At 65.2% G+C, this 24,480-nt stretch carries 33 protein-coding genes; 18 read left to right on the top strand and 15 right to left on the bottom strand.

Annotated elements, in window-relative coordinates:
• Nucleotides 1-5: 5 nt before the first annotated feature.
• The 3 genes from VW23_RS04590 to VW23_RS04580 form a co-directional block, all read right to left on the bottom strand.
• A complete protein-coding gene (locus VW23_RS04590) occupies nt 6-1,214 on the bottom strand; it encodes a DUF2336 domain-containing protein (protein WP_069908408.1) in 1,209 nt (402 codons plus the stop codon).
• Nucleotides 1,215-1,371: 157 nt separating this feature from the next.
• Nucleotides 1,372-2,223, bottom strand: coding sequence for a lytic transglycosylase domain-containing protein (locus tag VW23_RS04585; RefSeq protein ID WP_141728219.1), 852 nt, complete (start codon nt 2,221-2,223; stop codon nt 1,372-1,374).
• A gap of 69 nt (nt 2,224-2,292) precedes the next feature.
• Entirely contained in the window at nt 2,293-2,871 is a 579-nt protein-coding gene (locus VW23_RS04580; protein ID WP_084645535.1) for a nitroreductase family protein, read from the bottom strand.
• A gap of 116 nt (nt 2,872-2,987) precedes the next feature.
• Here VW23_RS04580 and VW23_RS04575 point away from each other — a divergent pair, with 116 nt between their 5' ends.
• From VW23_RS04575 to VW23_RS04535, 9 genes are all read left to right on the top strand, one after another.
• The gene (locus VW23_RS04575) at nt 2,988-3,992 is read left to right on the top strand and encodes a hypothetical protein (protein WP_084645533.1); all 1,005 of its coding nucleotides are present in this window, start codon (nt 2,988-2,990) and stop codon (nt 3,990-3,992) included.
• A 120-nt stretch (nt 3,993-4,112) separates the two neighbouring features.
• Nucleotides 4,113-4,520 carry a YciI family protein gene (locus VW23_RS04570; RefSeq protein WP_069908406.1) on the top strand — a complete coding sequence of 136 codons (408 nt, stop codon included), beginning with the start codon at nt 4,113-4,115 and terminating at the stop codon, nt 4,518-4,520.
• 39 nt (nt 4,521-4,559) lie between these two features.
• On the top strand, nt 4,560-4,985 hold the full coding sequence (locus VW23_RS04565; RefSeq protein WP_069908405.1) for a YciI family protein: 426 nt from the start codon (nt 4,560-4,562) through the stop codon (nt 4,983-4,985).
• A 58-nt stretch (nt 4,986-5,043) separates the two neighbouring features.
• Nucleotides 5,044-6,306 carry an RNA polymerase sigma factor gene (locus tag VW23_RS04560; RefSeq protein WP_069908404.1) on the top strand — a complete coding sequence of 421 codons (1,263 nt, stop codon included), beginning with the start codon at nt 5,044-5,046 and terminating at the stop codon, nt 6,304-6,306.
• Nucleotides 6,307-6,421: 115 nt separating this feature from the next.
• Nucleotides 6,422-8,188, top strand: coding sequence for an adenylate/guanylate cyclase domain-containing protein (locus VW23_RS04555; protein WP_069908403.1), 1,767 nt, complete (start codon nt 6,422-6,424; stop codon nt 8,186-8,188).
• A gap of 88 nt (nt 8,189-8,276) precedes the next feature.
• Nucleotides 8,277-8,543 carry a PilZ domain-containing protein gene (locus VW23_RS04550; RefSeq protein ID WP_244513379.1) on the top strand — a complete coding sequence of 89 codons (267 nt, stop codon included), beginning with the start codon at nt 8,277-8,279 and terminating at the stop codon, nt 8,541-8,543.
• 130 nt (nt 8,544-8,673) lie between these two features.
• The gene (locus VW23_RS28850; RefSeq protein ID WP_069908402.1) at nt 8,674-8,973 is read left to right on the top strand and encodes a hypothetical protein; all 300 of its coding nucleotides are present in this window, start codon (nt 8,674-8,676) and stop codon (nt 8,971-8,973) included.
• A gap of 121 nt (nt 8,974-9,094) precedes the next feature.
• Nucleotides 9,095-9,451 (top strand): cupin domain-containing protein, encoded by a 357-nt coding sequence (locus VW23_RS28845; RefSeq protein WP_069908401.1) that lies wholly within the window; start codon nt 9,095-9,097, stop codon nt 9,449-9,451.
• Nucleotides 9,452-9,677: 226 nt separating this feature from the next.
• Nucleotides 9,678-9,962, top strand: coding sequence for a hypothetical protein (locus VW23_RS04535; protein ID WP_069908400.1), 285 nt, complete (start codon nt 9,678-9,680; stop codon nt 9,960-9,962).
• 53 nt (nt 9,963-10,015) lie between these two features.
• Here VW23_RS04535 and thrS read toward each other — a convergent pair whose 3' ends face one another.
• The 4 genes from thrS to VW23_RS04515 form a co-directional block, all read right to left on the bottom strand.
• On the bottom strand, nt 10,016-11,986 hold the full coding sequence (gene thrS / locus VW23_RS04530) for a threonine--tRNA ligase (protein WP_069908399.1): 1,971 nt from the start codon (nt 11,984-11,986) through the stop codon (nt 10,016-10,018).
• A 142-nt stretch (nt 11,987-12,128) separates the two neighbouring features.
• On the bottom strand, nt 12,129-12,389 hold the full coding sequence (locus tag VW23_RS04525) for a GlsB/YeaQ/YmgE family stress response membrane protein (protein ID WP_069908398.1): 261 nt from the start codon (nt 12,387-12,389) through the stop codon (nt 12,129-12,131).
• 91 nt (nt 12,390-12,480) lie between these two features.
• Entirely contained in the window at nt 12,481-12,792 is a 312-nt protein-coding gene (gene yidD / locus VW23_RS04520) for a membrane protein insertion efficiency factor YidD (RefSeq protein WP_069908397.1), read from the bottom strand.
• The gene (locus tag VW23_RS04515; RefSeq protein WP_069908396.1) at nt 12,792-13,244 is read right to left on the bottom strand and encodes an iron-sulfur cluster assembly scaffold protein; all 453 of its coding nucleotides are present in this window, start codon (nt 13,242-13,244) and stop codon (nt 12,792-12,794) included. Before VW23_RS04515 ends, yidD begins: the two co-directional genes overlap by 1 nt.
• 156 nt (nt 13,245-13,400) lie before the next feature.
• Between VW23_RS04515 and folE the strand changes: the two genes are divergently transcribed.
• The 3 genes from folE (at nt 13,401) to hisI (ending at nt 15,409) form a co-directional block, all read left to right on the top strand.
• Nucleotides 13,401-14,018, top strand: coding sequence for a GTP cyclohydrolase I FolE (gene folE / locus VW23_RS04510; protein ID WP_069908395.1), 618 nt, complete (start codon nt 13,401-13,403; stop codon nt 14,016-14,018).
• A 70-nt stretch (nt 14,019-14,088) separates the two neighbouring features.
• Nucleotides 14,089-14,931, top strand: coding sequence for an AraC family transcriptional regulator (locus tag VW23_RS04505; protein ID WP_069908394.1), 843 nt, complete (start codon nt 14,089-14,091; stop codon nt 14,929-14,931).
• Nucleotides 14,932-14,962: 31 nt separating this feature from the next.
• Entirely contained in the window at nt 14,963-15,409 is a 447-nt protein-coding gene (gene hisI, locus VW23_RS04500) for a phosphoribosyl-AMP cyclohydrolase (RefSeq protein WP_069908393.1), read from the top strand.
• On the opposite strand, the gene VW23_RS04495 is transcribed toward hisI, so the two are convergent.
• Nucleotides 15,403-15,624: a SlyX family protein gene (locus VW23_RS04495; protein ID WP_069908392.1), complete on the bottom strand. Its 222-nt coding sequence runs from the start codon at nt 15,622-15,624 to the stop codon at nt 15,403-15,405. The two genes, hisI and VW23_RS04495, sit on opposite strands and share 7 nt — an antisense overlap.
• Nucleotides 15,621-16,379, bottom strand: a complete 759-nt coding sequence (locus VW23_RS04490) for a rhomboid family intramembrane serine protease (RefSeq protein WP_069908391.1) — start codon at nt 16,377-16,379, stop codon at nt 15,621-15,623. The genes VW23_RS04495 and VW23_RS04490 overlap by 4 nt, the downstream gene beginning before the upstream one ends.
• A 187-nt stretch (nt 16,380-16,566) precedes the next feature.
• Here VW23_RS04490 and VW23_RS04485 point away from each other — a divergent pair, with 187 nt between their 5' ends.
• The 3 genes from VW23_RS04485 to VW23_RS04475 all read left to right on the top strand — a co-directional run bounded on the left by VW23_RS04485 (nt 16,567) and on the right by VW23_RS04475 (nt 18,724).
• A complete protein-coding gene (locus tag VW23_RS04485; protein ID WP_069908390.1) occupies nt 16,567-17,229 on the top strand; it encodes a PAS domain-containing protein in 663 nt (220 codons plus the stop codon).
• 105 nt (nt 17,230-17,334) lie between these two features.
• On the top strand, nt 17,335-17,958 hold the full coding sequence (locus VW23_RS04480; RefSeq protein WP_069908389.1) for a PilZ domain-containing protein: 624 nt from the start codon (nt 17,335-17,337) through the stop codon (nt 17,956-17,958).
• A 139-nt stretch (nt 17,959-18,097) separates the two neighbouring features.
• Nucleotides 18,098-18,724: a transglutaminase-like cysteine peptidase gene (locus tag VW23_RS04475; RefSeq protein ID WP_069908388.1), complete on the top strand. Its 627-nt coding sequence runs from the start codon at nt 18,098-18,100 to the stop codon at nt 18,722-18,724.
• 3 nt (nt 18,725-18,727) lie between these two features.
• Here the strand turns inward: VW23_RS04475 and VW23_RS04470 are convergent, their stop codons facing one another.
• Together VW23_RS04470 and VW23_RS04465 are read right to left on the bottom strand one after the other, a co-directional pair.
• Nucleotides 18,728-19,255 carry a GrpB family protein gene (locus VW23_RS04470; protein WP_084645528.1) on the bottom strand — a complete coding sequence of 176 codons (528 nt, stop codon included), beginning with the start codon at nt 19,253-19,255 and terminating at the stop codon, nt 18,728-18,730.
• 17 nt (nt 19,256-19,272) lie between these two features.
• Nucleotides 19,273-19,593 carry a DUF6949 family protein gene (locus tag VW23_RS04465; protein WP_069908387.1) on the bottom strand — a complete coding sequence of 107 codons (321 nt, stop codon included), beginning with the start codon at nt 19,591-19,593 and terminating at the stop codon, nt 19,273-19,275.
• A 100-nt stretch (nt 19,594-19,693) separates the two neighbouring features.
• Between VW23_RS04465 and VW23_RS04460 the strand changes: the two genes are divergently transcribed.
• Nucleotides 19,694-20,365, top strand: coding sequence for a hypothetical protein (locus tag VW23_RS04460; protein ID WP_069908386.1), 672 nt, complete (start codon nt 19,694-19,696; stop codon nt 20,363-20,365).
• A gap of 22 nt (nt 20,366-20,387) precedes the next feature.
• Here the strand turns inward: VW23_RS04460 and VW23_RS04455 are convergent, their stop codons facing one another.
• The 4 genes from VW23_RS04455 to VW23_RS04440 all read right to left on the bottom strand — a co-directional run bounded on the left by VW23_RS04455 (nt 20,388) and on the right by VW23_RS04440 (nt 22,808).
• Nucleotides 20,388-20,606 carry a DUF3126 family protein gene (locus VW23_RS04455; protein WP_055049303.1) on the bottom strand — a complete coding sequence of 73 codons (219 nt, stop codon included), beginning with the start codon at nt 20,604-20,606 and terminating at the stop codon, nt 20,388-20,390.
• Nucleotides 20,607-20,749: 143 nt separating this feature from the next.
• The gene (gene cysE, locus VW23_RS04450; protein ID WP_069908385.1) at nt 20,750-21,574 is read right to left on the bottom strand and encodes a serine O-acetyltransferase; all 825 of its coding nucleotides are present in this window, start codon (nt 21,572-21,574) and stop codon (nt 20,750-20,752) included.
• A gap of 101 nt (nt 21,575-21,675) precedes the next feature.
• Nucleotides 21,676-22,434 (bottom strand): alpha/beta fold hydrolase, encoded by a 759-nt coding sequence (locus VW23_RS04445; protein ID WP_069908384.1) that lies wholly within the window; start codon nt 22,432-22,434, stop codon nt 21,676-21,678.
• Between the two features lie 83 nt (nt 22,435-22,517).
• Nucleotides 22,518-22,808, bottom strand: coding sequence for a hypothetical protein (locus tag VW23_RS04440; RefSeq protein WP_069908383.1), 291 nt, complete (start codon nt 22,806-22,808; stop codon nt 22,518-22,520).
• Nucleotides 22,809-22,982: 174 nt separating this feature from the next.
• Between VW23_RS04440 and VW23_RS04435 the strand changes: the two genes are divergently transcribed.
• Together VW23_RS04435 and VW23_RS04430 are read left to right on the top strand one after the other, a co-directional pair.
• Nucleotides 22,983-23,228: a zinc-finger domain-containing protein gene (locus tag VW23_RS04435; protein ID WP_055882046.1), complete on the top strand. Its 246-nt coding sequence runs from the start codon at nt 22,983-22,985 to the stop codon at nt 23,226-23,228.
• An 8-nt stretch (nt 23,229-23,236) separates the two neighbouring features.
• Entirely contained in the window at nt 23,237-24,478 is a 1,242-nt protein-coding gene (locus VW23_RS04430; RefSeq protein ID WP_069908382.1) for an FAD-dependent monooxygenase, read from the top strand.
• Nucleotides 24,479-24,480 lie beyond the last annotated feature (2 nt).

The raw sequence follows: 24,480 nt of genomic DNA, 5'->3' as shown, positions 1-24,480 counted from the left end.
GGCTGTCAGGCCGCCGGCAGTGCCAGCCGTGCTTCGGCTTCGAGCTGCGGCAGCGCCATCTCGGTTTGCGTCATTCCGGCAAAGGCCGACATTACGCCGCGTGCCGCCCGTCGGGCGAGAATGACGTTCTGTTCGCTGAGATAGGCAAACGCCTCCTCGAGGTCTGGCGGGATCACCCCGTCATGCTCGACGATCAGCTCTTCGGTCAGCGCCGTCACCACGAAATGCCGCGCCGCGAGGTCGTCCGCAAGGTCCGCGGCCCGGGCGTGAAAGATCAGCCGGGCCAGCATGTTGCGCACTGCCTGGCTGAGCCCACAGCGCGAGAACAGCGCGTTGAGGGTCGACCGGCTGCCATGCTCGAGCAGCGTGAACACTTTCTCCCGCGGCGTTTCCGACAGCTGCGCCACGCAATCGGCGAAGAACAGCACATGTCCCTGAACGATGGCGTGCAGCATCACCCGGGTCGACACAAACTCCGAATCCACCAGTTCCGCCGCGTAGGGCGCCCGGCCCGCCGCCGCTTCCTGCTCGCCGATCGCCGTCAGCGCCGTATCGGTCGCGTCGCGCAGCAGCCGCTCCAGCCGATGCGGCGCCACTGCGCCACTGACCATCCGGGTGCGCCGCAGCACCGCCGCCACGGCCTGCACCAGCACCAGCCGCGCATCGGCCGGCAGATCGTCGCGCGCCAGCAGCAGCCCACGCAGCTCGGCATCCTCGGCACCATCGCGATCCGCCACCTGCCGCAGCATTGCTGGGGAGAACGGTACGTCGGGTCGATCCAGCAGCTTGGCCAGCAGCGGTCGCCCGCCGCTGGCCACCAGCGCCTCGGCCACCCGTTGGCTGAGTCGCTCGCGCGTCGCCGTCGCCATCAGCATGGCCTCGTCGGCGCCGCGGATCAGCGCCATCAGGTCGGCATCAACCAGCGCGGGAGAGTATTGCACCACCGCCCGCGCGATCACCGGGCTATCCTGCAGCAGCGCCAACAGGATCGGCCGCGGCGCCTCCACCGCGTGCAGCAGCCCATAGGCCAGCGCCCCGCGTACCCGCACCGAGGGATCGTCGAGGAAGCCGATCAGCGCTGCATAGAGCGCCGCGTGCTCATCGGCCGGGCCATAATGGTTGAGATAGGCCATGGCAGCGAGGTGGGCCGCCTGCCCCCGCTCCTCACTGTCGCGCGATTGGCTCAGCGCGACAAAATCCTGGTACGCAACCATCAACCTCTCCGCCGAGCGAGATCAGGAAAAAGTTGCAGGCTTTTCCGGTTCGATCTCGCGACAAACAAAAAACGCGGAGCTGGAGTGCGATTCCACGAAGCGCAATCCTGCTCTCGTCGCCAAGAAAGACGCTAGCGGGGAAGGCTTAAGGAACGGTTCACCATAATTTCGGGGGCTTGGGCAGCGTGCCATCCTGCCCATAGAGCTGGGTGAACAGCGCGCTGCCTTGCGCTTCGGATGCCGGGCTCAGCAACGTACGCGCCTGCACCTCGCCGTCGCTGGCAAACAACGAGGTGAACGACATGTCGTCAGGCGAGAAGCGCGACGGCACCGTGGCCGAGTCCCATTTGCCCGCCGGCGCGGCTGGATCGACCGCCAGCTGCTGCGCGGTAAAGCGCGGATCGACGGCGCCGTCATGCTTGTCGACCAGCGCCCGGTAGACCTCGCGTATGGTTCGCGCCTCGCCGCCTTCGTAGAAGATCGCCCGGTTGGCCTTGGCCTGCTTGGGGAAGAGCTTCGCGGCGATCTGGTCGGGATCCTTCAGGCCGGCGTTGAACAGTTTTTCCGCCCCCTGCGCCCCGAGAAAATGCGCGATGTAGAGTTCGCCCGGGCTCGGCATGCGGCCGAACTTCTCGAACAGGTAGGCGCCATTGCTCCGGGTGAACGCCGCCGCCATATCCGAGGCGATCTGCGGATCCTCACGCAGTTTCAGAACTTCCTGCCGCAGCGCTTTGTCGGCGATATAGTAATCGCCGTCCGAGTCGACCTTGATGGCGTCGGCATACTGGCCGTACCCGAGCCGCGGCCCCTCCTCCTTCATCACCTGCAGCCAGGTACTGTCGAGGAACTGGAACAGCCCGGTGGCGCTCGACGTCCGGGCCTTGGCTTCGGGGTTGAGGCTGCTTTCGCGGATCGCCGTGCGCAGCAGATAGTCGAAGTCGACATCGCTCTTCGCCCCTGCCGTATCCATGGCATAGGCGAGCGGTTGCGGCACCGATATCGGCTTCACGCCCATCGACTCGAAGGGTCCGTTGCTAACGTTCGGTTAACCAATCGCCTGCGACTGGTTAACGAATGGTTAGCCTTGCCACCGCGTCACCACCTCATCGAGGTTCGGCCGGTCGCGATCTTCGATCACCGTGGTCGGGGTGCCGATATGGATGAAGCCGACAAAGCGTTCGCCACCGCGCGCCCCGAGCATGGTCTGCGCCTCGGTGTCGAAGCCGTACCAGCGGTTGGTCCAGCTGGCGGCAAAGCCCATGGCAAAGGCTGCGTGCGAGAGGTTGAAGCAGACATTGCCGGCCGACAGCAGCTGCTCCATTTCCGGCGCCTTGGGGTTCGGCTTGGGCGACAGCAGCACGCCGATGGTTACCGGAGCTGGCAGGAACTGCCGCCGCTCGATATCGAGCCCGGCCTCGTCGAGTTCGGGGCGCTTACGCCTCGCGATCTCGGCGAGCTTCTCGCCGGCTTTGATGCGGTCATCGCCCTCGATCAGAATCAGCCGCCACGGCACGAACTTGCCATGGTCGGGCACGCGCGTGCCAATGGTCAGGATTTCCTGCAGTTCTTCGGGCGTCGGGCCGGGATCCTTGAGGAAGCCGATACCGACGGAACGGCGGGTTTTCAGGTAGTCGCGCACTGCAGCGTTGATGGGCATGGTCTGGTCCTTGCGAGCGTCCGGTCCTTATGACACAGCTTTTCCCCAATCCAAGCGTAGGCACGCGAGGCATTTTGAAGCGAGGCGCTGCGGGGCGCCGGTTGCGGGGTCTTAGGGTGAAGCTCAGGTATTGGATCGGCATTCTCGGGATCGCGGCGATGCTCGCGCCGATGCTGGCAATCGCCGAAGACCCACCGGTTCCCCTGCCCCGCCGCGCCGACCGCATGCCGCAGCAGGCCGTCGAACAACTGGCCAACGCGCCCGCTGCCGAGATTGCCACCCCCGAGGCGACCGAGACGCCCATCGTCGATCCCGGGCCGGCGGCAGCCGCCGCCGAGGCAGAGGCCGTCAACACCACGCCGCAGCCCGTGACGCTGATGGCCAAGATCACCGAGGACGGCAATTCCCTGCCCGACGGCGTCACCTGGCGGGTGTTCGAGACCCGCACCGATGCCTCGGGCGACCTGGTGCTGGCGCAGAAATCCGATGACGCCACCGCGCATCTCGAACTACCGCCCGGCAGCTATGTAGTGCACGTCGCTTATGGTCGCGCCCAGACCACCGACACGCTGACCGTGGCAGAGGGCAACAACTCCAAATCCCTGATCCTAGATGCCGGCGCCATGCGTCTCAACGCGGCGGTGACCGGCGACGTCGCCATCCCGATCAACCTGCTGCGCTTCGACATCTATACCAGCGGCAGCACCGAGGCAGACCGGACCATGGTGGCGCAGAACCTCAGCCCCAACGACATTGTCACCCTCAATGCCGGCACCTATCACATCGTCTCGTATTTCGGCGATGTGAATGCCGTGGTGCGCGCGGACCTGCGCGTCGAGCCGGGGCAGTTGACCGACGCAACCCTCTACCATCGCGCGGCGCAGATCTCCTTCAAGCTGGTCAGTGAGGCCGGTGGCGAGGCCATCGCCGATATCGACTGGACGGTGAAGACCGCCGACGGGCAGACGGTCTTCTCCAATATCGGCGCCTTCCCTTCGACTGTACTGGGCGAAGGCGACTACCTGGTCTTCGCCAAGCGTGGCGACCAGGTCTACAACCGCGAGTTCCAGGTCCAGCCCGGTGCGGCCAAGGAGATCGAGGTCCTCACCGCGGTCTATTGAGGCCATCTCGAAAATCTTCACAGCCCGTGTCGATCTCTCGATCGGTCGCTCGTCGTGTCACTGAAGCAGGATGAACTCGCGCCGTACGGGCCGCGACGTCCGGGCACAAGGAGACCGAAGATGCGCTTCATGATCATCGTCAAAGCCACCGCCGACAGCGAAGCCGGCATCATGCCGCCGCCCGAAAGCTTCGAGGCGATGGGCCGCTTCAACGAGGCGCTCATCAACGCCGGCGTGCTGCTGGCTGCCGAGGGCCTGCACCCCTCGGGTCAGGGCGCCCGCGTCACCTCGGAAGGCGGCAGCCTGATCGTCAGGGATGGCCCGTTTGCCGAAACCAAGGAACTGATCGCAGGCTTCTGGGTGATCAGCGCCAAGTCGCGCGACGAGGCGCTCGAGTGGGTCAAGCGCATCCCGCTCGACGATGGCGAGACCATCGAGCTCAGGCGCGTGTTCGAGGCGGCTGACTTCGCCGAGATCGTCCCGGCGGAGGCCGTCGCCCAGGAACAGGCCTGGCGCGACGCCACCTAGAAGCCCATCACCAACTAACGACAACACGAGGACATCGACATGAAGTTCATGGTCATCCGCCGGGCGGACGCCGAGACCGAGGCCGGGGTAATGCCGGGTGCGGAGCTCATCGCCGACATGACGCAGTTCCACGAGGATGCGGCCAAGGCCGGCATCGTCATTGCCGGCTCCGGCCTGATGCCGACCTCCCGCGGCGCCAAGGTGAAGTTCAACAATGGCAGGCCAACCGTCATCGACGGACCGTTCGCCGAAGCCAAGGAGCTGATCGCCGGCTACACCCTGATCGAAGTGCCGTCGCGCGAGGCGGCGATCGAATGGGTCAAAGGCTGGCCCAGGCTCGACGGCCACGGCAATGTCGAGATCGAGATTCGCCAGCTGTTCACCGAGGAGGATTTTGGCGACGCCTATACCGAGGCCATGGCCAGCAGGGACGCTGCCCGCAATGCGCTCGGCAAGCCTGAGTAAGCCGTGCGAGCGTCCGGCATCTTGCTCCGGCGGATCGGATTTGGTCTGATCCGTCACTATGACCGAGAGAGAAACCCATCGCGCCATCGAGGCGGTGTTCCGCATCGAGCAGGCCAAGCTGATCGCCGGTCTGACGCGAATCGTGCGCGATGTCGGCCTTGCCGAAGAACTGGCGCAGGATTCGCTGATCGTCGCCCTCAATCACTGGCCGGACAGCGGTGTCCCCCGCAACCCGGGCGCCTGGCTGATGCAGACCGCTAAGCGCCGGGCCATCGACTATTTCCGGCGCAACAAGATGGCGGCGCGCAAGCTCGACGAGCTCGGCTACGACCTCCGCGAGATCGAGTCGACCGCGCCGGACCTCGATACCCCGCTCGATGACGATGTCGGCGACGACCTGCTGAAGCTGATCTTCACCTCCTGCCATCCGGTGCTGTCGCCCGAGGCGCGTGTGGCGCTGACGCTGCGCCTGCTCGGCGGGCTGACCACCGACGAGATCGCCCGCGCCTTCCTTTCCGCCGAGCCGACCATCGCGCAACGCATCGTCCGCGCCAAAAAGAGCCTCGCCGAGGCCGGCATGCCGTTCGAGGTCCCAAGGGCCGAGGAGCGCGCCGGGCGCATGGCCTCGGTGCTCGAGGTGCTCTACCTGATCTTCAACGAAGGCTACTCGGCCACCGCCGGCGACGACTGGACCCGCCCGCAGCTCTGCGAGGAGGCGATGCGCCTGGGCCGCATCCTTGCCGGCCTCGCGCCCGACGATGCCGAAGTGCACGGCCTCGTCGCGCTGATGGAGATTCAGGCCTCACGCCTCCGCGCCCGCACCGGCGCCAATGGCGAACCGGTACTACTGCTCGAGCAGAATCGCGCCCTGTGGGACCAGATGCTGATCCGCCGCGGTCTCGCTGCCCTCGACAAGGCCGAGAGCCTGGTCGGCGCCGGCCCTTACGTGCTGCAGGCCGCCATCGCCGCCTGCCACGCCCGGGCCCGCAAGGCCGGCGAGACCGACTGGCGGCGCATCGCAGCGCTTTACGACATGCTCGCCGAAATGACGCCGAGTCCAGTGATCGAGCTCAACCGCGCCGTCGCCCATTCCATGGCCTTCGGCCCTGCTTCGGGCCTCGCTATCCTTGACCTGATTGCCGACGACCCGGCGCTCAGGAGCTATCACCTGCTGCCCAGCGTCCGCGGCGACTTCCTGGTGAAACTCGGCCGGCTGGCCGAGGCGCGGCGCGAGTTCGAACGCGCCGCTGGCCTCACCCGCAACGAACGTGAGCGCATCCTCCTGCTAGATCGCGCCGCCGCTTGTCAGCCCGCGGCCTGACGCGGCACCACGACGCCCCTTATATGAATTGTTCTTAAGCAGAACGTGCGGCGGCTATCTCCGTTACATTTCACAGTGCTATAGAGCGAGAGCTTGCAGCAGAAGCATATACAGTATGGCTCAACCCGACCGCCGATTGGTCCCGATCGTATCGCTGGACATCGTGGGATATTCCCGCCTTGTCGAGCGCAGTGAACGTCAGACCCTGCGCCTCGTGCAGCGGGTCTACGATCGGCTGATCTCGCGCACCATCGGCGCTGCCGGCGGCAAGGTCTTCAAGACCATGGGCGATGGCCTGTTGGCTGAGTTCAACAGCGTCGTCGCCGCCGTGCAATGGACGGCCGACCTGCAGCGGCAGATCCATGAGCGCAAGATCCACGCCCCTGGCGGAGAGATGTTCCAGGTGCGAGCCGGCATCGTGCTCGCCGACGTGCTGGTGGCCGGCAATGACCTCTACGGCTCCGGCATCAACCTCGCGGTGCGGGTGCAGAGCCACTCGCCGGCCGGCGGCATGTGCATCACCAAGTGGATGTACCAGTATCTCGATGGCACCATCGAGTTGCCCTTCGTCGACATGGGCCCGACCGAGCTCAAGAATATTTCGAAGACCGTCCGCATTTACGCCTGGCATCCCGCCGGTCTGACGCGCCCGCAGCAGCCCGAGTCGCCGCCGCCCCCGCCGCCGAGCAATCGGCCCTCGGTGGTTGTCCTGCCGTTCGACAATCTCTCGGGCGAGGCCGATCAAAGCTATTTCGCCGATGCCGTGGTCGAGGAAATCACCGCGACGCTCAGCCGGGTGAAGGACTTCTTCGTCATCGCCCGCAACTCGGCCTTCACCTACAAGGGCCGCGCCGGCATCGACATCCGCCAGATCGGCCGCGATCTGGGCGTGCGCTACGTCGTCGAGGGCTCGGTGCGCCGTGTCGGCGAGCGCGTTCGCATTACCGCGCAGCTGGTCGAGACCGAGGCCGGCAGCCACATCTGGTCCAACAAGATCGATGGCGCCGTCGCCGACCTGTTCGACCTGCAGGATCGCATGGCCGCTGAAGTCGCGAGCGCCATCCAGCCTTCCATTCGCCGCGCCGAAGTCGAACGGGCCCGCAAGAAGCGCCCGGAGACGCTCGCGGCCTACGACCTGGTGATGCGCTCCCTGCCCCACCTTTGGTCGCACAGCCCCGACGACAACCGCGAGGCCATTGCGCTGCTGACCCGGGCGCTGGCGCTCGAACCGCATTACGGCCTCGCCGCGGCGCTGGCCGCCTGGGCGCACGGCCAGCAGGTCGCCTATAACTGGACAACCGATTTCGCCGCCGAGCGCCGCACCGCTGGCGCCCTGGTCGAAACCGCCTCGCAGCACGTTGCCGACGACCCGACGGCCCTCACTGCCCTCGCCTCCGCCATGATGATGCTCGGCGGCGATGTCCGGCAGGCCGTAGCCTTTGCCGATCGGGCACTGGAGCTGGATCCGAACCACGCCTGGGCCTGGATGCGCCGCGGCTGGGGCCACGTCTATCTCGGCACCCCCGAGGAAGGCCTCGCTGCCTTCGAACGCTCAGCACGGCTCTCGCCCATGGATCCGTTCGCCTTCAACGTGCACCTGGGTATGGGGCTTGCGAGCTTCGCCGCCGGCCGGCCGCAGCAGGCCATTGACTGGGCCCAGCGCGCCATGTCGGAGCGTCCCGGCCTCACCTGGCCGCATCGTGACCTCGCGGTCTACTTTGCGCATCATGGCGATCTGGCGGCGGCCCGCGACGCGCTGCAGCGTTTCCAGCACGCGCATCCCGATGTCAGCCTCGCCTCGATCGGCGACGGACTGCGCTTCATGTATCCGTCACTGCTGGCGCGCTATCTGCAAGGCCTGCAACTGGCCGGATTGCAATAGGCAACTCGCGGCGTAACTTTATCCATTCTGTAAGTGGTTCTCCAACACCGCATCGGCATTGTCCCGCCTGGGCTTTGGGGGTTTGAGCTTGGATATCCGTCTCGAGAAGCGGCTTTCGCCGCGTCGCAACACCATCATCGAGGCGACGATCGTCTTCGATGGTGGCCGCACGCGGATCCGCTGCATCATCCGCAACCTGTCAGAGACCGGCGCCAAGCTTGAGGTGGCGTCAGTCACCCGTATTCCGCGGACCTTCGACCTCGTGGTCGAGAAGGTGCGCCCGCAGGCCTGTATTGTCATCTGGCGCTCCGTGAAAGAGCTCGGCGTGCAATTCCGCGACCCGGTAATTCGCTGAACTCCGCCTGAACCGCAAGTTCGGGATCCGTTCAAAACCCGCCTCCTATCAGACCGGCCATTGATGCGGACGATATGTTCCGCCTCACGTTCCGCCCCTGCGCGGAACGCTCGTCTAACAGGAGAATAGAATGCAGAAGACCATTGCGCTGGCTTTGCTGGCTGCGTCCATTGTTGCCTTCCCGGTCGCCACCCCGTCGTTCGCTTTCGACGCCAGCAAGAGCACGCTGTGTGGTCCCGACGCCCCGGAAGGCTACAAGCGCCCCGGCGGCTATTGCCAAACCATCACTGAAAACAAGTCGCTCATCGAAACCGAGGAAGGTTGCGCGCCGTACGTGCCGGCCAGCTTCTTCCTCGGCGCCGCGGCCAAGCCGATCCTCGTCGTCGAGTACTGCTACGACAGCGAGCTGCCCTCGTTCGCGGCGGTCTGAGAACTCTCGGGAAGCGGTCTTTGGGCCGCTTCCTCTTTCGGCCTATTCAAATGCCATTCATCTGCCCTATCTTAGATACGGCAGCACGTTTCGGACACACGTCCCTTGGGGGGGACTCGCAATGTCGAGGCATGCATTTTTCATCGCTGGTGATCGCGTCGTTCATGTCGCCAATCCCTGCGGTGCCGGTTTCCAGTATCAGGCGCAGTCGCACACGCTGCCGCCGCAGGTCCAGGTGGGCCCACACCAGCACGAAGCGGCCGAAACGGTCCTCGTGGTGCAACAGGGCATGATCGAGCTGATGGTGAACGGCGCGGCCGGCTATGTTGGCGCCGGGTCCTTCGTCCGTATCCCCGCCAAGGCCTGGTTCGCCTACCGCAGCGTCGGAGACGAGGCCGCCCGGCTGCTCTGCCGCACCGCGCCGGCGCAGCCGGCACGTGATGCCTGCAAAATCACCATCCAGATCGCTGCCGCCTAGGCAACCGATCCCGATTTAAGAAAAGGGCTCGTCCAATGGACGGGCCCTTTTCCGTTTGCAGTTCGAGTCAGGGGCAAATAGTCATAAGTCGTATTATGATTATGAACCGACATTGAATGCCGGGTTCGGCTTCAATTCACGCCGGCCTCATTAAGCCTCTCCCCCATCGGCGGGCCACACACCCGCTTCCCTGCCAGTTCGCTGGCAACCCGTTCAGGAGAGAAACTTGAAGAAGATCCTTGCCATTGCCCTGCTGCTCGCCACGTCGGCGGCATTCCCAGTCGCCACCCCGGTACTCGCCGATTCGAGCGCCAGTGCGCTTTGCGGCCCCGGTGCCCCCGAGGGTTACAAGCGCCCCGGCGGCTATTGCGAGCAGCTCGACCAGGGCTCGCTGGTCCAGTCCGAGAAGGACTGCAACTACGTGATCGAGAGCCTGCTGGGCGCGATGCGGTCGGGCGAGACGCTCCTCGTCGCCGACAACTGCTACTACGAACCAACCGTCAAGCTCTGACAGCTCAGATGAAAGGGGCCGCATCGCTGCGGCCCCTTTCATGTTTCTTGGGCTTATGCAGCCTGCTGCTTGAGGTCCGGCGGCACGGCTTCCGCCATCAGCTCGATGATCGCGTCAGTTGCGGCGATCACCTTCTGACCCTCGGTGCCGAGGCGACGCACCGATACGGTCCCCTCCTCCGCCTCGCGCTTGCCGACCACGAACATCAGCGGCACCTTCTGCACCGAGTGCTCGCGCACCTTGTAGTTGATCTTCTCGTTGCGCGCGTCGAGTTCGGCCCGGATGCCGCCCGCCTTCAGCCGGTCGACCAGCTTCTGGGCATAGTCATCGGCCTCCGAGACGATGGTCGCCACCACCACCTGGGTCGGCGCCAGCCACATCGGCATCTTGCCGGCATAGTGCTCGATCATCACCCCGATGAAGCGCTCGAGCGAGCCGAGGATGGCGCGATGCAGCATCACCGCATACTTCCGCGAGCCGTCTTCGGCCACGTAGGTGGCGTTCAGCCGCTCCGGCAGCACGTAGTCGAGCTGCAGCGTTCCCACCTGCCAGGAGCGCCCGATAGCGTCCTTCATGTGGAACTCGAGCTTGGGCGCATAGAAGGCGCCGTCGCCCTCGGCAATCTCGAACTTGTAGCCGGTGGCGAGCAGCGCGTCGCCCAGCGCCTTCTCGGCGGCGTTCCAGCGCTCGATGGTACCGCCGAACTTCTCCGGACGGGTCGCCAGCTTGATCACCACATTGTCGAAGCCCAGTTGCTCGTACACCGAATATAAGAGGTGCACGAAACGCTCGGTCTCGGACTGGATCTGCTCCTCGGTGCAGAAGATGTGGGCGTCGTCCTGGGTCATCTGGCGGACGCGCAGCAGTCCATGCAGCGCCCCATGCGCTTCGTTGCGGTGACAGCAGCCGAACTCAGCCATCCGCAACGGCAGATCGCGGTAGCTCTTGATGCCCTGGTTGAAGATCTGGATATGGGCCGGGCAGTTCATCGGCTTCAGCGCCATCAACTCGCCCTTGCCGCTCAGCACCGGCCCCTCTTCCTCGGTGCCGGGCACCTCGTCGGGAACCACGAACATGTTCTCGCGATACTTGCCCCAGTGGCCCGAGGCCTCCCAGAACTTGGACGACATCAGCTGCGGGGTCTTCACCTCGTTATAGCCATCGGCGTTGACGCGCCGGCGGATGTAAGCTTCCAGCTGGTTGTACAGCACATAGCCCTTGGGGTGCCAGAACACCGAGCCCTGCGCCTCCTCCTGCAGGTGGAACAGGTCGAGCTCGCGGCCGATCTTGCGATGGTCGCGCTTCTCGGCCTCCTCGAGCATGTGCAGGTACTCGTCGAGTTCCTTCTGGCTGGCGAAGGCCGTGCCATAGATGCGGCTCAGCACTGGATTGTTGCTGTCGCCACGCCAGTAAGCGCCGGCCACCTTGGTCAGCTTGAACGCCGTGCCGATGTCCTTGGTCGAGCGCATGTGCGGGCCGCGGCAGAGGTCGAACCACTGGCCCTGCTTGTAGATCTTGATCATCTGGTCGGCCGGAATGGCGTCGACCAGCTCGACCTTGAAGTTCTCGCCCTTGGCGGCGAACACGCGCTTGGCCTCGTCGCGCGACCACACTTCCTTGGTGAAGGCGGCGCCGCGCGCGATGATCTCGGCCATCTTCTTTTCGATGGTGCCGAAGTCATCCTCGCTGAACGGCGTGTCACGCTTGAAGTCGTAATAGAAGCCGTTCTCGATCACCGGACCGATGGTGACCTGCGTCTCAGGCCACAGCTCCTGCACCGCCTCGGCGAGCACGTGCGCCGCATCGTGACGGATCAGCCCGAGCCCGTCGACGCTGTCGCGCATCACGAACTCGATCGTGCCGTCTGCCTCGAGCGGATCCGTGAGGTCGCTGAGGACCCCGTTCCACTTCATGGCGACCGTCTTCTTGGCGAGGCTTGGGGAGATGCCCTCGACCACGGTGGTCCCGGTGGTGCCACGCGCATAGTCGCGTACTGCACCGTCGGGGAACGTCACCTTGATCATTTTCATCTCCAATGGAAATTGCCGGCGGAAGTGCCGGCAAGGCGGGGTCTCTAGCATGTGTCGCAGGGCTACGCCAAGCGCACGCACAAAAGCGCCCGGGGCGCACTGGCCCCAGGCGGAATACTTGGACGCACGAAGTGCTCTAGCTTCGCCTGCTGGACACCGCCCTGCCGATGGCAATGAGGATACAGGCGCCAATCACGCCGGCGATCAGGTAACCGAACCAGCCGCCGAATGAGATGCCCAGAAGGCCAAACACCAGGCTGGCGACGATCGCGCCAACGATGCCCAGAATAATGTTCATCACCACGCCGCTGCTGTTGTTCATGAACCGCCCAGCGAGCCAACCCGCTATGCCGCCAATGATGATGGCGGCAAGCCAACCCACGCCGTCGAAAGCCATCGCACGTCTTCCTTCCCGTTAAGTCGCTAACCAGCCAGAACATTCCAGCTGGCCAGCCATAACGGCGGAGGACGGAAAACGATCCGTACCGCTACTTCCAGCGCCCGTAGCTCCAGGGCGCATACCAGTGCGCCGCTGCCGGCACCGTCTCCGGCACCGGGTCGTAGCCATGCGTGCCGCCGGGCCGGCAGCGGACGATCCGTGCCAGTCCCATCCAGCCGCCGGGCCAGAAGCCGTGCCGCCAGATGGCGTCGCGGGTGAACTCCGAGCAACTGGGCGCGTGCCGGCAGGTGCGGCCCATGAACATCGACAGCGAATAGCGGTAGCCCTGGATCAGCCCGTACGAGGCGAGCTTGAACGGCCAGTCGACAATGCTCCAGAACACCTGCGCGATGCGCTGCATCAGCCGATCGCCGCCACCTGCGGGGCCTCGAGCTTGTCCAGCGCCTCGCACACCGCGTCGAACACCAGCAGCGTCGAGGTGTGCCGCGGCCGGTACTCGCGCACCGGTTCGAGATATTTGAGGTCGATCCACTTTTCGCCTGCCGGCGGCGGCCCGTCAGCCTTGAGCATCGTCGTCATCTCGTCGCGCACCCGGCGGAACTCGCTGATCGGCGTGCCCACCACGTGCGTTGCGACCACCGCGGCCGAGGTCTGGCCGAGCGCGCAGGCCTGGATGTCATGGCCGTAGCCGGTGATCACCCCGTCCTCGACCGTGATATCCACCTCGATGGTCGAGCCGCACACCCGGCTGACCTTGCGGGCGCTGGCATCGGGATCGCTGAGCCGCCCTGGCCTTGGCTGATTGCCGGCGAGTTCGAGGATCCGGTCCGAATAAAGATCGCTGAGTTCCATCTTTTTCGCGAAACTGTTTCTTGGCCGCTGTCGTTGCCCACCTATATAGTGATGGAGATGCAACAAGTCAGCGGCGTCCATCGTCACTGACACCATGCCGGGAACCGTGGGGCGACGTATTGCGTCTGTCGCCTGCTATTGACCGAGGAACCAAAGATGGACGCCAGCGCCAAGCCGCAGCACGTCAAACTCGTCCCTGAAATCACCCGCCCCAGCCGCGAAGAAGCGGAAGCGGCGGTTCGCACGCTGATCGCCTGGGCCGGTGACGATCCGACGCGCGAGGGCCTGCTGGAAACGCCGCACCGCGTTACCAAAGCGTACCGCGAGTTCTTCGCCGGCTATGGCGACGATCCGCGCGAGGTGCTGCACAAGACCTTCAAGGAGGTCGGTGGCTACGATGACGTCGTGCTGGTGCGCGACATCCCGTTCTCGTCTCATTGCGAGCACCACATGGTGCCGTTCTTCGGCAAGGTGCACATCGCCTACCTGCCGCATGACGGCGTCGTCGGCCTGTCCAAGCTCGCCCGCCTGGTCGAGGTCTATGCCCGCCGCCTGCAGGTGCAGGAGAACATGACGGCGCAGATCATCGATGCCGTGAACGAGCACCTCAACCCGCGCGGCGCCGCCGTGATGATCGAAGCCGAGCACATGTGCATGTCGATGCGCGGCGTGCGCGCCCACGGTGCCCTCACCATCACGCAGCGCTTCACCGGTGTGTTCGCCGAGGATCGCAACGAGCAGGATCGCTTCTTCGCCATGGTGGGCAAGCGCTGACGTCACGCGCAGTGCGCTGACCGCAACCGCGATCAAGTCTGCTATATCTGGGCGGGCATAGGGTGAGCCCATGTCCGCCGTCGCCAAGACCCTCTGGATCATCGAATCGCGCTTCGGCATGTCGCTGACGCTCGAGGACATGGCCGTGCATGCGGGGGTGTCGCGCTTCCACCTGTCGCGCATCTTCCCTCAGGTTACCGGCTACTCGATCTCCGCGTATCTGCGCGGCCGCCGGCTCACCGAAGCGGCGAAGGCGCTGGCTGGTGGCGCGCCCGATATCCTTGGCGTCGCGCTCGATGCCGGTTACGGCTCGCATGAGGCTTTCACCCGCGCCTTCCGCAGCTTGACCGGCCTGACGCCGGAGGAGGTGCGGCGGCGGCGGCGCCTCGACGGCCTGCCCTTGCTCGAGCCCCTGCGCATCGACCCGGAGGTGCCGGTGGAACTCTGCCCGCCGCGCATCGAAGATCATGGCCCGATCCGCGTGGCGGGGATAGTCGCACGCTACGCCGCCAATGCCGATGCCGGGATCCCGGCGCAGTGGCAACGTTTCGGCCCCTATGTCGGCAACGTGCCGGGTGAAGTCCCGGGCGTCTATTACGGGCTCTCCGGCCGCTATTTCAGCGAAACCGGCGAGTGCGAGTACATGGCCGCCATGGCGGTGCGCGAGACCGCCGAGCTGCCGCGCGAGTTCACGCTGGTCACCGTGCCGGCCCAGCGCTACGCCCGCCTCGCCCATCGCGGCCACATCACCACCATCCGATCGACCATCGAAGCGATCTTTGCGCAGTGGCTGCCGACCTGCGGGTACCGCAAGAAGCGTGGGCCGTGGAGCTTCATCGAGTATTACGGGCCCGACTTCAACGAGCACACCGGGCTCGGCACGGTCGAGATCTGGATCGCGCTCGAGGATTGAGCGCGAGCCGGGCGCGGGATAGAACCCGGCCATGAGCACCTCCTTTGCCGACCCCACTGCCCTCAGCCACGCCGACCTCGAGGAAGGCACCCTGTTCGCGCCGAAATTCGACGCGCACGGCCTCGTCACCGCCGTGGCGCAGGAGGCCGGCAGCAACCGCGTGCTGATGGTGGCGCACATGAACGCCGAGGCGTTGCGGCTCACCATCGAAACCGGCGAGGTGCACTACTATTCGCGCTCGCGGAAAAAGCTCTGGAAGAAGGGCGAAAGCTCGGGCGAAATCCAGAAGCTCGTAGAGATGCGGACCGATTGCGACCAGGACGTGGTGCTGCTGCTCGTCGAGCAGACCGGCCGGGGCGCCGCTTGCCACACCGGCCGGAAAAGCTGCTTCTACCGCATCGTGGAGGACACTGAGACGCTGCGCCAGAGCGGCGAAGCGCGGCTGTTCGATCCAGCTGAGGTCTACAAAGTTCAGTAATGCGGCGGCGGCGGTTCGACCGCCGGCGCCAGCGCCGGATGCGCTTCGACGTCGCGGAGCTGCGAGCCGAGGTTGCTGAGCTCACGCTTCAGCGCCTCGATCTGTTTGAAGTGTTCGGCCAGCGCCGCGTTCAATTCCTCGATCGCCTGGTCCTGGAAGGCGATCGTCGTCTCCAGCGTGACCATGCGGGCCGTAAGGTCGGCGACATCGCTCATTTGCTTTCCTCCTCAGAGGCGGCAGGACGGCGCTCGAACAGCGGCGTGAGAAACAGGCCGGCGAGGAAACCGCCCAGGTGTGCCTGCCAGGCGATACCGATCGATTGCCCGATCAGCATGGGCAGGAACGGTACGGCCGCGTTGAGCACCAGCCACACTACAATGAAGAAGGCGGCACGCTGGTTGCGCATCAGCTCGGCAATGCTCGCCATCCGGCGCCCGAGCACCTGCTCGGTGCCGGTCTCGAGATCGCGCCCGACGATCACCGGCTGGAACATGAAGCGGCACGCGGCCCCGGTCAGCCCCGCGACGCCACCGGAAGCGCCGATCAGCACCTGTACCGACGGCAGTGTCGTCGCGGCGAACGCCGCGGCGCCGACGGCCGCACTCGCGAGGAAGAGAATCACCGTGGCGCGCGGGCCGTAGCGGCGGGCGACCGGGGTGCCAAAAATCGCCAACCAGGCGCAATTGATTAAAAGGTGCTCCCATCCCGCATGCAAAAAGGCGTGCGTGAACGGGGTCCAGAGCAGCGGTATCCACCCTCCGTCGAACCCCGCTCCAGCGATGCCGCGAGCCGGGATGAAGGCCAGCCAGTAGATCAGCTGGAGGTCACCTTGTTCGTTAAGAACGAAGGCTCTGGCGAGGTGTACGGCCAACATCAGGCCCAGTAGCGCAGTCACCACGCCGGGCAATAGAATGGCCGGCTGACGACCGTCAGACGCTTGATTTTGTTGGTGATTTCGCTCGTCAGACATGGAAACTCCCGGTTTTCCGGGCTTTGTAGCCCATTCCCCCGACTTATCCACACGGGGCCCGCCGCGTTAACCCTAACAATTGTTTAAGGGCGATTTCCGCTACGGCTTTTGTCACTCTTAGTGCTGCGGCGGTCGCCCCCTTCTCCGGGATGCGATGCTCGGGGTTTGGGAACAAGGCAAAAAGACTATGCAAAAGGCCAGCACCAAGGCGCTGTTCGACTATTGGAATGCGCTCCGCGGTTCTCGCAGTGCTCCGGATCGGCGCGACATCGATCCGACCCGAATCCGTTCCGCCCTCGCCAATACCTTTATCCTCGAGCTCAACGATACCAACGAGTTCGATTTCCGCCTCGCCGGCTCGCATCTCTGTTCGGCCTATGCCCGCGAGCTGAAGGGCCGCTCCTTTACGCGTCTGTGGCACGAACGTGACCGCGACGCTATCGACACCCTGGTCCGCGCCGTCACCGAGGATCATGCGGTTGCCCTCGTCACCTTCCAGGGCACGACGGCGGTGCACACGCGCCTGTCGGTCGAGACTATTCTCCTGCCGCTCCGTCACAACGGCAGCACCCAGAACCGCCTGCTCGGCGCCATGACCTCGATCGACGAGCCCTATTGGTTTGGCGTCCAGCCGATCATGGAGCAGCGCATCACCGGCCTGCGGCTGATCTGGCCGGACGACGTGTCGCTGGCCGACATGGCGAGCGATGTCGTGGCATCGGTACCCGCAGAGGACTTGGTTTTCGCCAGTGCCGGATCGGCGGTCCCTACCCCGATGAGCGCCACGGTGTTCGGGCGAACCGCGCGACGCTACGCTCATCTGGCCGTGATCGATGGTGGCCGACGCTAAAAATCGCAGGTTTGGCGCATTGCGCGCCTCAAGCCTTACCTTCGATTAACCAAGAGCGGACTAGTGTAGGCCAATCAATCGTTTGGCCCCGGCAGGTCCCCTCTGATGCTCACCGACAACACACGCTCCGCGCGACCTGCCCGCTCGTATGCGCAGCTGCCGCGTTTCCAGCGCGTCAGGGTTTCGCTGCTCGGCCGCTACATGCTCACCGACCGCCGCGAATTTCCCTGCCAGGTGATTGAGATGTCGCCGGGCGATGCGATGATCATCGCGCCGATCTCCGGCATCGCCGGCGAGCGCGTCATTGCCTATATCGATCACCTCGGCCGCATCGAGGGCGACATCACCGACGTCATCGACGGCGGCTTCAAGATGGATATCGTCGCCACCTCGCGGAAGCGCGACAAGATGGCGGCCCAGCTGACCTGGCTCGCCAACAAAGACCTGCTCAACCTGCCGGAGGACCGCCGGCACGAGCGCGTGGTGCCCGACAACCGGCATTCCACCGTCGTCCTCGACGATGGCCGCCGCTACAACTGCAAGATCATCGACATCTCGCTCTCGGGCGCCGCGATCGAACTTGCTGTCCGCCCGGCGATGGGCACCCCGGTGACCCTGGGCCGCATGCGCGCCCGCGTGGTCCGCCACTTCGGCGACGGCGTCGCCGTCGAATTCGTCTCCGCCCAGGAAATGCTGACCGTCGTGCAGCAGAACCTGCGGGTCAACTAACCCGCCGATTTCCAACTGCTTCGCTATGCCTAACGAGTCCTCACCAGGACCGTTCGAATTCGCATAAAAACTAGCTTGCAGTTTTTCGTTCGGGGCAATTTGGCCCGGGCATCGTGGCTTCCGTCAGGGGGCAACCACGATGTCGAAGTTCAAAGGGTTCATCGCAGCGGCAGTCGCAATCGGGATGGCGGCATTCATTCTCGCCATGCCGGCGCGCGCCGACCAGGTCGATTTCACCAATCCCGCCTTCGCCCCGGCCGGCGGCATCACCAGCATCCCGGTGGGCGCCTCCGAGTTCTGCAAGTCGCATCGCAGCGAATGCAAGGCCAACCCGCACGCCGTCGGCGCCACGGTGCTGACCGAGGCGCGCTGGGCCGAGCTCGTGCAGGTCAACAACGTCGTCAACTCGGCGATCACCGCCATCACCGACGAGGACTACTACAAGGTCGCCGAGTACTGGGCCTACCCCGATGACGGCTACGGCGACTGCGAGGATTTCGCGCTGGCCAAGCGCAAGGCGCTGATCGCCGCCGGCTGGAACCCCTCGACCCTGCTGGTCACCGTGGTGCGCGAAGCCAAGGGCACCGGCCATGCCGTGCTGATGGTCCGCACCGACCGCGGCGACCTGGTGCTCGACAATCAGGATGGCCGCATCCTCGTCTGGAACGAGACGCCCTACACTTACTTGAAGCGCCAGTCGCAGGCCGATGCCGGCCAGTGGGTCGACCTGGTCGATCCCCGCACCACCTTCGTTGCGTCGAAGTAAGCGTCAGCCGAGCGCAGCCAGCGCCTCGGCTTCGATGCGCTGGATCCAATCCCCCTTGCAGCTGCTGTAGTCGTGCGAGCTCTTGTGATGCTGCTCGAAGCAGCGTCGCTTCACGGCCTCGTACTGGGCGGCGAGCTCGGGGTGAGCCACCAGATAGTCGCGAAACGCCAGGTGTCGCCCGATCGCGGCGGCACCCAGCTGGTAGCAATGCAGGTGAACGCGGCGCTTCCCGGTCTCCGGATCGTCGAGCGTACAAAACCGCCGGCCGACGAGGCCGTACTCCCCCCACCATCGATACCCCAGCGCCTCGACCTCCGGCCGCATGGCATCGAGCGCGTCGAGGGAACGAACCACCGGGACAATGTCCAGCGTGGGCTTGGCGACGATCCCCGGGATGGCGGTCGAACCGACGTGATGGACGGCCAGCAGTTCCTCGCCAAGCGTCGCGGCAAGCCGTTCGGCTTCCGCCGCAACGGCATTTGCCCAAAGCCGGTCATGCGGCTTCAGTTCGACGGGAACGGGTGGCGCCATGCCCTGCGGCAGCTGGCTTACGCCATCAGCGCGAAATAGCTGCCGACGAACATCAGGCCGGTGATGAAGGCCCAGCCGAAAGCGACAAATGCGGCGACCAGCGCCAAGCTGATCGACAACGTGCCGTTGCGATCGTGCTGCCAGCCCATCTGCAGCATGATGAACGGGCCGCACACGAAACTCACCGCCACGTGACCAAGGCTGTGCGCGAAGGTCTTGCCATCATAGCGCAGTGCCGCCTGCGCCTTGGCCAGCCACTGGTAGAGGTAGGTGCCGGCGCCGGCGATGGCGAGCCCCACCGCCATGATCAAGCCGGCCAGCAGCAATTCCCTGAGCATTCACGCGCCCTCTGCACCAATACCTTAACTCTTTGTTAAGCATATCCGGCGCCCAGTGGGCTGTCACCTGACGCACACAACTCTGGTTAATTTGAGAGCGATGGCCGGCGAGGCGCAGGTCCACAGACCCCATCACCACTCGATCGGCTTCAACCTCGGCGCCATCGCCGTGCTGCTTGCCCTTTTGGGGATCGGCGTCGCCTACCTGATCGACGCCGCTGGGCGCACTGCCCGCACGCAGGCGCACCGGCTCGATACCGAGACCACGCTGACCCGTACGCTGGGTGGCCGCGACCTCGAAATCCCGCTATCCTGGTTCCGCTACGAGGAGCAGCGCATCGAGGGCTTTGCCAAGCAGATCGACCTGCGCTTCGAGTTGCCGTTCGGCGTCGACGCCCATAGCGAGCCGGTGGACGTGACGCTGCTGCCGCGCAGTCGCGCCCGACCGAGCGCCGCATTGCTCGACGGCGTCTACCTGCACCAGTTTCTGCCCGAGCAGTTGAGCGGCCCGCCCGGTCTGGTGGGCAAGCCATTGCGGGCAGATGGTGGCTATGCCGATGAAGTGGTGTGGTACGACCCGCTATCGTCCGAGCCGTTCGTCGCCAAGTGCTCGAAGCCGATCGCCTCGGCCGCAGTCGGACAGTGCCTGAGGACCGTCTATCTGGGGCCGGGCGTCGCGGCGGTCTACGCCTTCCCGGAACCCGCGCTGCAGCACTGGCGTGATTTCGATGCGGAACTCACCGCCAGGCTGGGGCAGATCGGCGCGCTCTGAGGCGCGCCGCAACGCGCTGTGCTTAGTGGATCTCGTCCAGGTCGACGTCCAGAATAGCCATCTGGAAATTGTACGAACGGTCGCCGTCCTCGTCGTCGACATAGATCAGGCCGAGGAATTCCTCGCCCAGATACACTTCCACGCTGTCGTTCTGCTTGTTGCGTGGGCGGACGTCGATGTTCCGGTTGCCGAACTTCTGCTGCAGAAACTTCTGGAGCTTGATGATTTCAGGATGGTTCACGGCGGCTCCTTCAAGGGCATTCGCGAGGTCGATTTGGGATCGCCACAATAGGCATTGCGCCCCGGCGGGCAATCCCGTGCTGTGCATTTTTCCGCGATGAAGGGCGCAAAAAGCGGCGGAGACACCGCCGGTCCGCGGCAGAATCAGCCGGTGAGGTCCTGCACCACGGCCAGCTGGTCCATCACCGATGCCGGATGCGGCGTGCCCGCTTCGCCGATGATCCGCGCCGGAACCCCGGCCACGGTCACTCGCGGCGGCACTTCCTTGACCACCACCGAACCCGCGCCGATGCGGGCGCAATCTCCGACCCGGATATTGCCCAGCACCACCGCATGTGCGCCGATCAGCACGCCATTGCCGATCTTGGGATGGCGGTCTTCCTCGGACTTGCCGGTACCGCCCAGCGTCACGCCCTGCAGGATCGAGACATTGTCACCGATGGTGGCCGTCTCGCCGACCACGAAACCGGTGGCATGGTCGAGCATGATGCCCTTGCCGATGCGCGCCGCCGGATTGATGTCGACCTGGAACACCGCGCTCGAGCGGCTCTGCAGGTAGAGCGCGAAATCCTTGCGGCCCATCAGCCACAGCGCATGCGCGAAGCGGTGCGTCTGGATGGCATGGAAACCCTTGAAGTAGAGGAAGCAATCGACCGCCTTATGCAGCGCCGGATCGCGCTCCAGTGTCGCCGCGAGATCGGCGCGCGCCTCGAGCCCGATTTCCGGGCGCGACTCCTGCGCCTCACGGAAGGCCTGGCGGATCAGGTCGGCGGAAACGTCGGGGTGGTCGAGCCGCTCGGCCAGCCGGTGGGCCAGCGCATCCTCGAAGCCGTCATGATTGAGCACGTTGGAGTAGAGCAGATTGGTCAGCGACGGCTCGCTGGCCACCACCCGTCGAGCCCCCGAAACCACCGCGTCCCACACCGGGTCCATGGCCGTGACATTGGCCGTTCTTAAATTCGTGCTCATAAGGCTCTCCATCGGCGGATGCCGATATAAGACAAAACGTGCTCCGATACCAACCCTTAGCGCACAGATTGGTTCGCCTCAGCTGAACTCGCCTTGAATGGTTACTCTTGGGCGTGCCGAGCGAGGAATTCCAGTGCCGCCGCCTTGAACTGCTTGTCGCCGGTCGCGCGCATGTGATCGCGCCGCTCGATGGTGAAAGCCTCGCCCTGAGGCAACAGTGCCGCGAGCCCCGCCGCCGAGCCCGCCATGTCGTCGTCACTGCCAACCGCCACCAGCACCGGCTGGGCGATGCGCCGGACATCGGCCTCGCGCATCGGCTCGCGCGAGTTGACCATGCAGGCGGCGAGCGCCGCGCGGTCCGCCTTGTTGTGATCGGCAAAGATACGGAACTGCCGGCCGGTGCGCCCGGTCACCTGGTCGAGCGACTCGGCGGTGAGCGCCGAGATGATCTCTTCGCTGTCCTCGAGGCCCGAGATCAGGTTGAGTCCCATGCCGCCCCACACCGCGCAGCTCACCGCATCCGGATCCTGCAGCATCAGGTAGGCGGCGATCCGCGCGCCCATCGAGTAGCCCATGATCGGCGACCTGACGATGCCGAGGTGGTCCAGGAGGCGCTTGGCATCCCGAGCCATCTCGTGGGCGAAATAGAGCTGCGCGTCGTAGAGTTTGCGCGAGCCGCCATGGCCGCGATTGTCGAAGGTGATCGGCTGGTAGCCGGCCCCGACCAGCGTCTCCACCCAGCCGGTGTCGATCCAGTTGACCTTGCCGGACGAACCGAAGCCGTGAATCAGGAGGATGGGCTTTCCCTCGCCGTGGACTTCGTAGGCGATGGAGATTCCGGCGGAGCTGAACTGGAGCACTGATCGGCCTCGAGCGTTTGGAGGACGTGTCTAGCCCCGCGAGGGTGCAGGCGGCAACCACCTCACCGCTCGCGGTGCCGCGCTCATCGTTTAACCGGAAACCGTCCGTCGACCATCAACTGGCAAGGCAGCACCACATAGTCGTAGAGATCGCCGGTCTTCGGCTCGATCGTGCGGATCAGCACGAAATACTCGCCCACCTTGACGATCTTTTTCGGCTTCAGGCCGGCCGAGCGGAGCACGCTGAACATCTCCGATTTGGTGGCGCAGCCCAGATAGTTGCGTTCAACGAAGTTGCTCCCGGCCACCACCGGAGAGAGGCCGGCGGCAGACGACATGACGGCAAGCACCGCCGCAAGAACCAGTGATTTCATTTTTCCCTCATTGCGTTCAATGCGTTGCAGGCATCGACCAGCAATGGGTAGCAACCCGGACTGAACCGCCGGCCACCAACCTGCTCAGCCGGGGTTCATCGTTCTGCGCCCGCGCTTCCAAATCAGCCGCGCCTTGGCTATGTTCCGGCCGAATTCGAACCCGAGGACCACCCGATGGCGCACGAGAGCACCCCGCATTTCCACAATACCCAGGGTCTGCCGCGCATCGAGGTCGGCTCCAAGGAATTTATGTGCGTCGGCGCCCTGCCCCCGTTCGATCACCCGCACATCTATATCGACATGGGCAAGGACAACGAGACGGTCTGCTCGTACTGCTCGACGCTCTACGTGTTCAACCCGCAGCTGGCGCCCGGCACTTCCGAGCCGCTCTCGGCCGTCTATCACTCCGAAGCCGCCTGATTCCCCCGATGTCCGGCAACGGACGCACCGTCTACATCGCGGGAGCGGGCATTGCCGGCATGACGCTGGCGCTGGCGCTGGCCAAGTTCGGCGCCACCGTCGTGGTGCTCGAGCGCCACACCCAGGTGCAGGAAGTCGGCGCCGGCCTGCAGGTCAGCCCCAACGCGCGAAAGATCCTCAACCGGCTCGGCCTCGACAAGGCGCTGGCGGCCAAGGCGTTCGAGCCCGAGGGCATCGACGTCTATCCCTACGGCGCCAACCAGCCGCTGCTGACGCTGGAACTTGGCCGGGTGATGGAGCAGCGCTTCGGCGTGCCCTATACCGTGATGCACCGCGCCGATCTCGCCGAGGTGCTGTACCGGGCCTGCAAGCGCTTCGCCAATATCGACCTGCTGTTCGGCGTCCGGGCCTACGACGTGGTGAGCCACTCGCGCGGCGTTTCGGTCACCGTCGACGAGGCCGATGGCAAATCGCGCTCGGCCCGGGCCTTCGCCTTCATCGGCGCCGACGGGGTCAACTCGCGCACCCGCACCGGCGTGCTGATGGGCCCTGAGGCGACCTATTCCGGCATGGTCGCCTGGCGCATCACCCTCGGCCAGTCGGCGCTCGACGGCGTGCTGGCGCCCGATCGCACCAGCCTACTCTGGGGCCCGGGTTATCATGCCGTAACCTACCCGTTACCGCACCGTCACCAGGTCAACGTCGCGCTGTTCGCCAAGTCGAAAGCCGCCCGTACCTTTGGCGCCGAGCCGCCACGCGCCCCTGACCTGCCCTGGGCGGCCCTGAAGAGCCGACAGTTCGCCGCCATCCGCGAGGCCGCCGACGACCAGTGGGGCTATTGGCCGGTCTCCACCGTCACCACGCCGACCTGGTCCGAAGGCGGAGTCGGCGTTATCGGCGATGCCGCCCACGCCATGCTGCCGTTCCAGGCGCAGGGCGCCGCGATGGCCATCGAAGATGCCGCCATCCTCGCGCCGCTGCTGATGACCGAAGCCGACGCCGACTCGGCGCTTCGCCGCTATGCCGCGCTCCGCCAACCGCGCGTCGAGCGGGTGCGAAAACTCTCCAGCTCCAACGGCTTTGCCTTCCACCTGGAGTGGCCGTTCACCCTCGCCCGCAACGCCGTGGTGAAACTGCAGGGGCCGCGTGGGCATTTGCAGCGCCTCGGCTGGCTCTACGGCTACGACGCAGCACCCGACCCCGAGGGCTTGCCCCCTGCACCGCGCTCGCCGCGCCAGGATGTTCACTAAAC

Source organism: Devosia insulae DS-56, assembly GCF_000970465.2.
In the GTDB taxonomy this organism is placed as follows: Bacteria; Pseudomonadota; Alphaproteobacteria; order Rhizobiales; family Devosiaceae; genus Devosia_A; species Devosia_A insulae.
The sequence above is the reverse complement of the archived record's forward strand: the minus strand, read 5'-3'. Positions and strand labels throughout refer to the sequence as shown.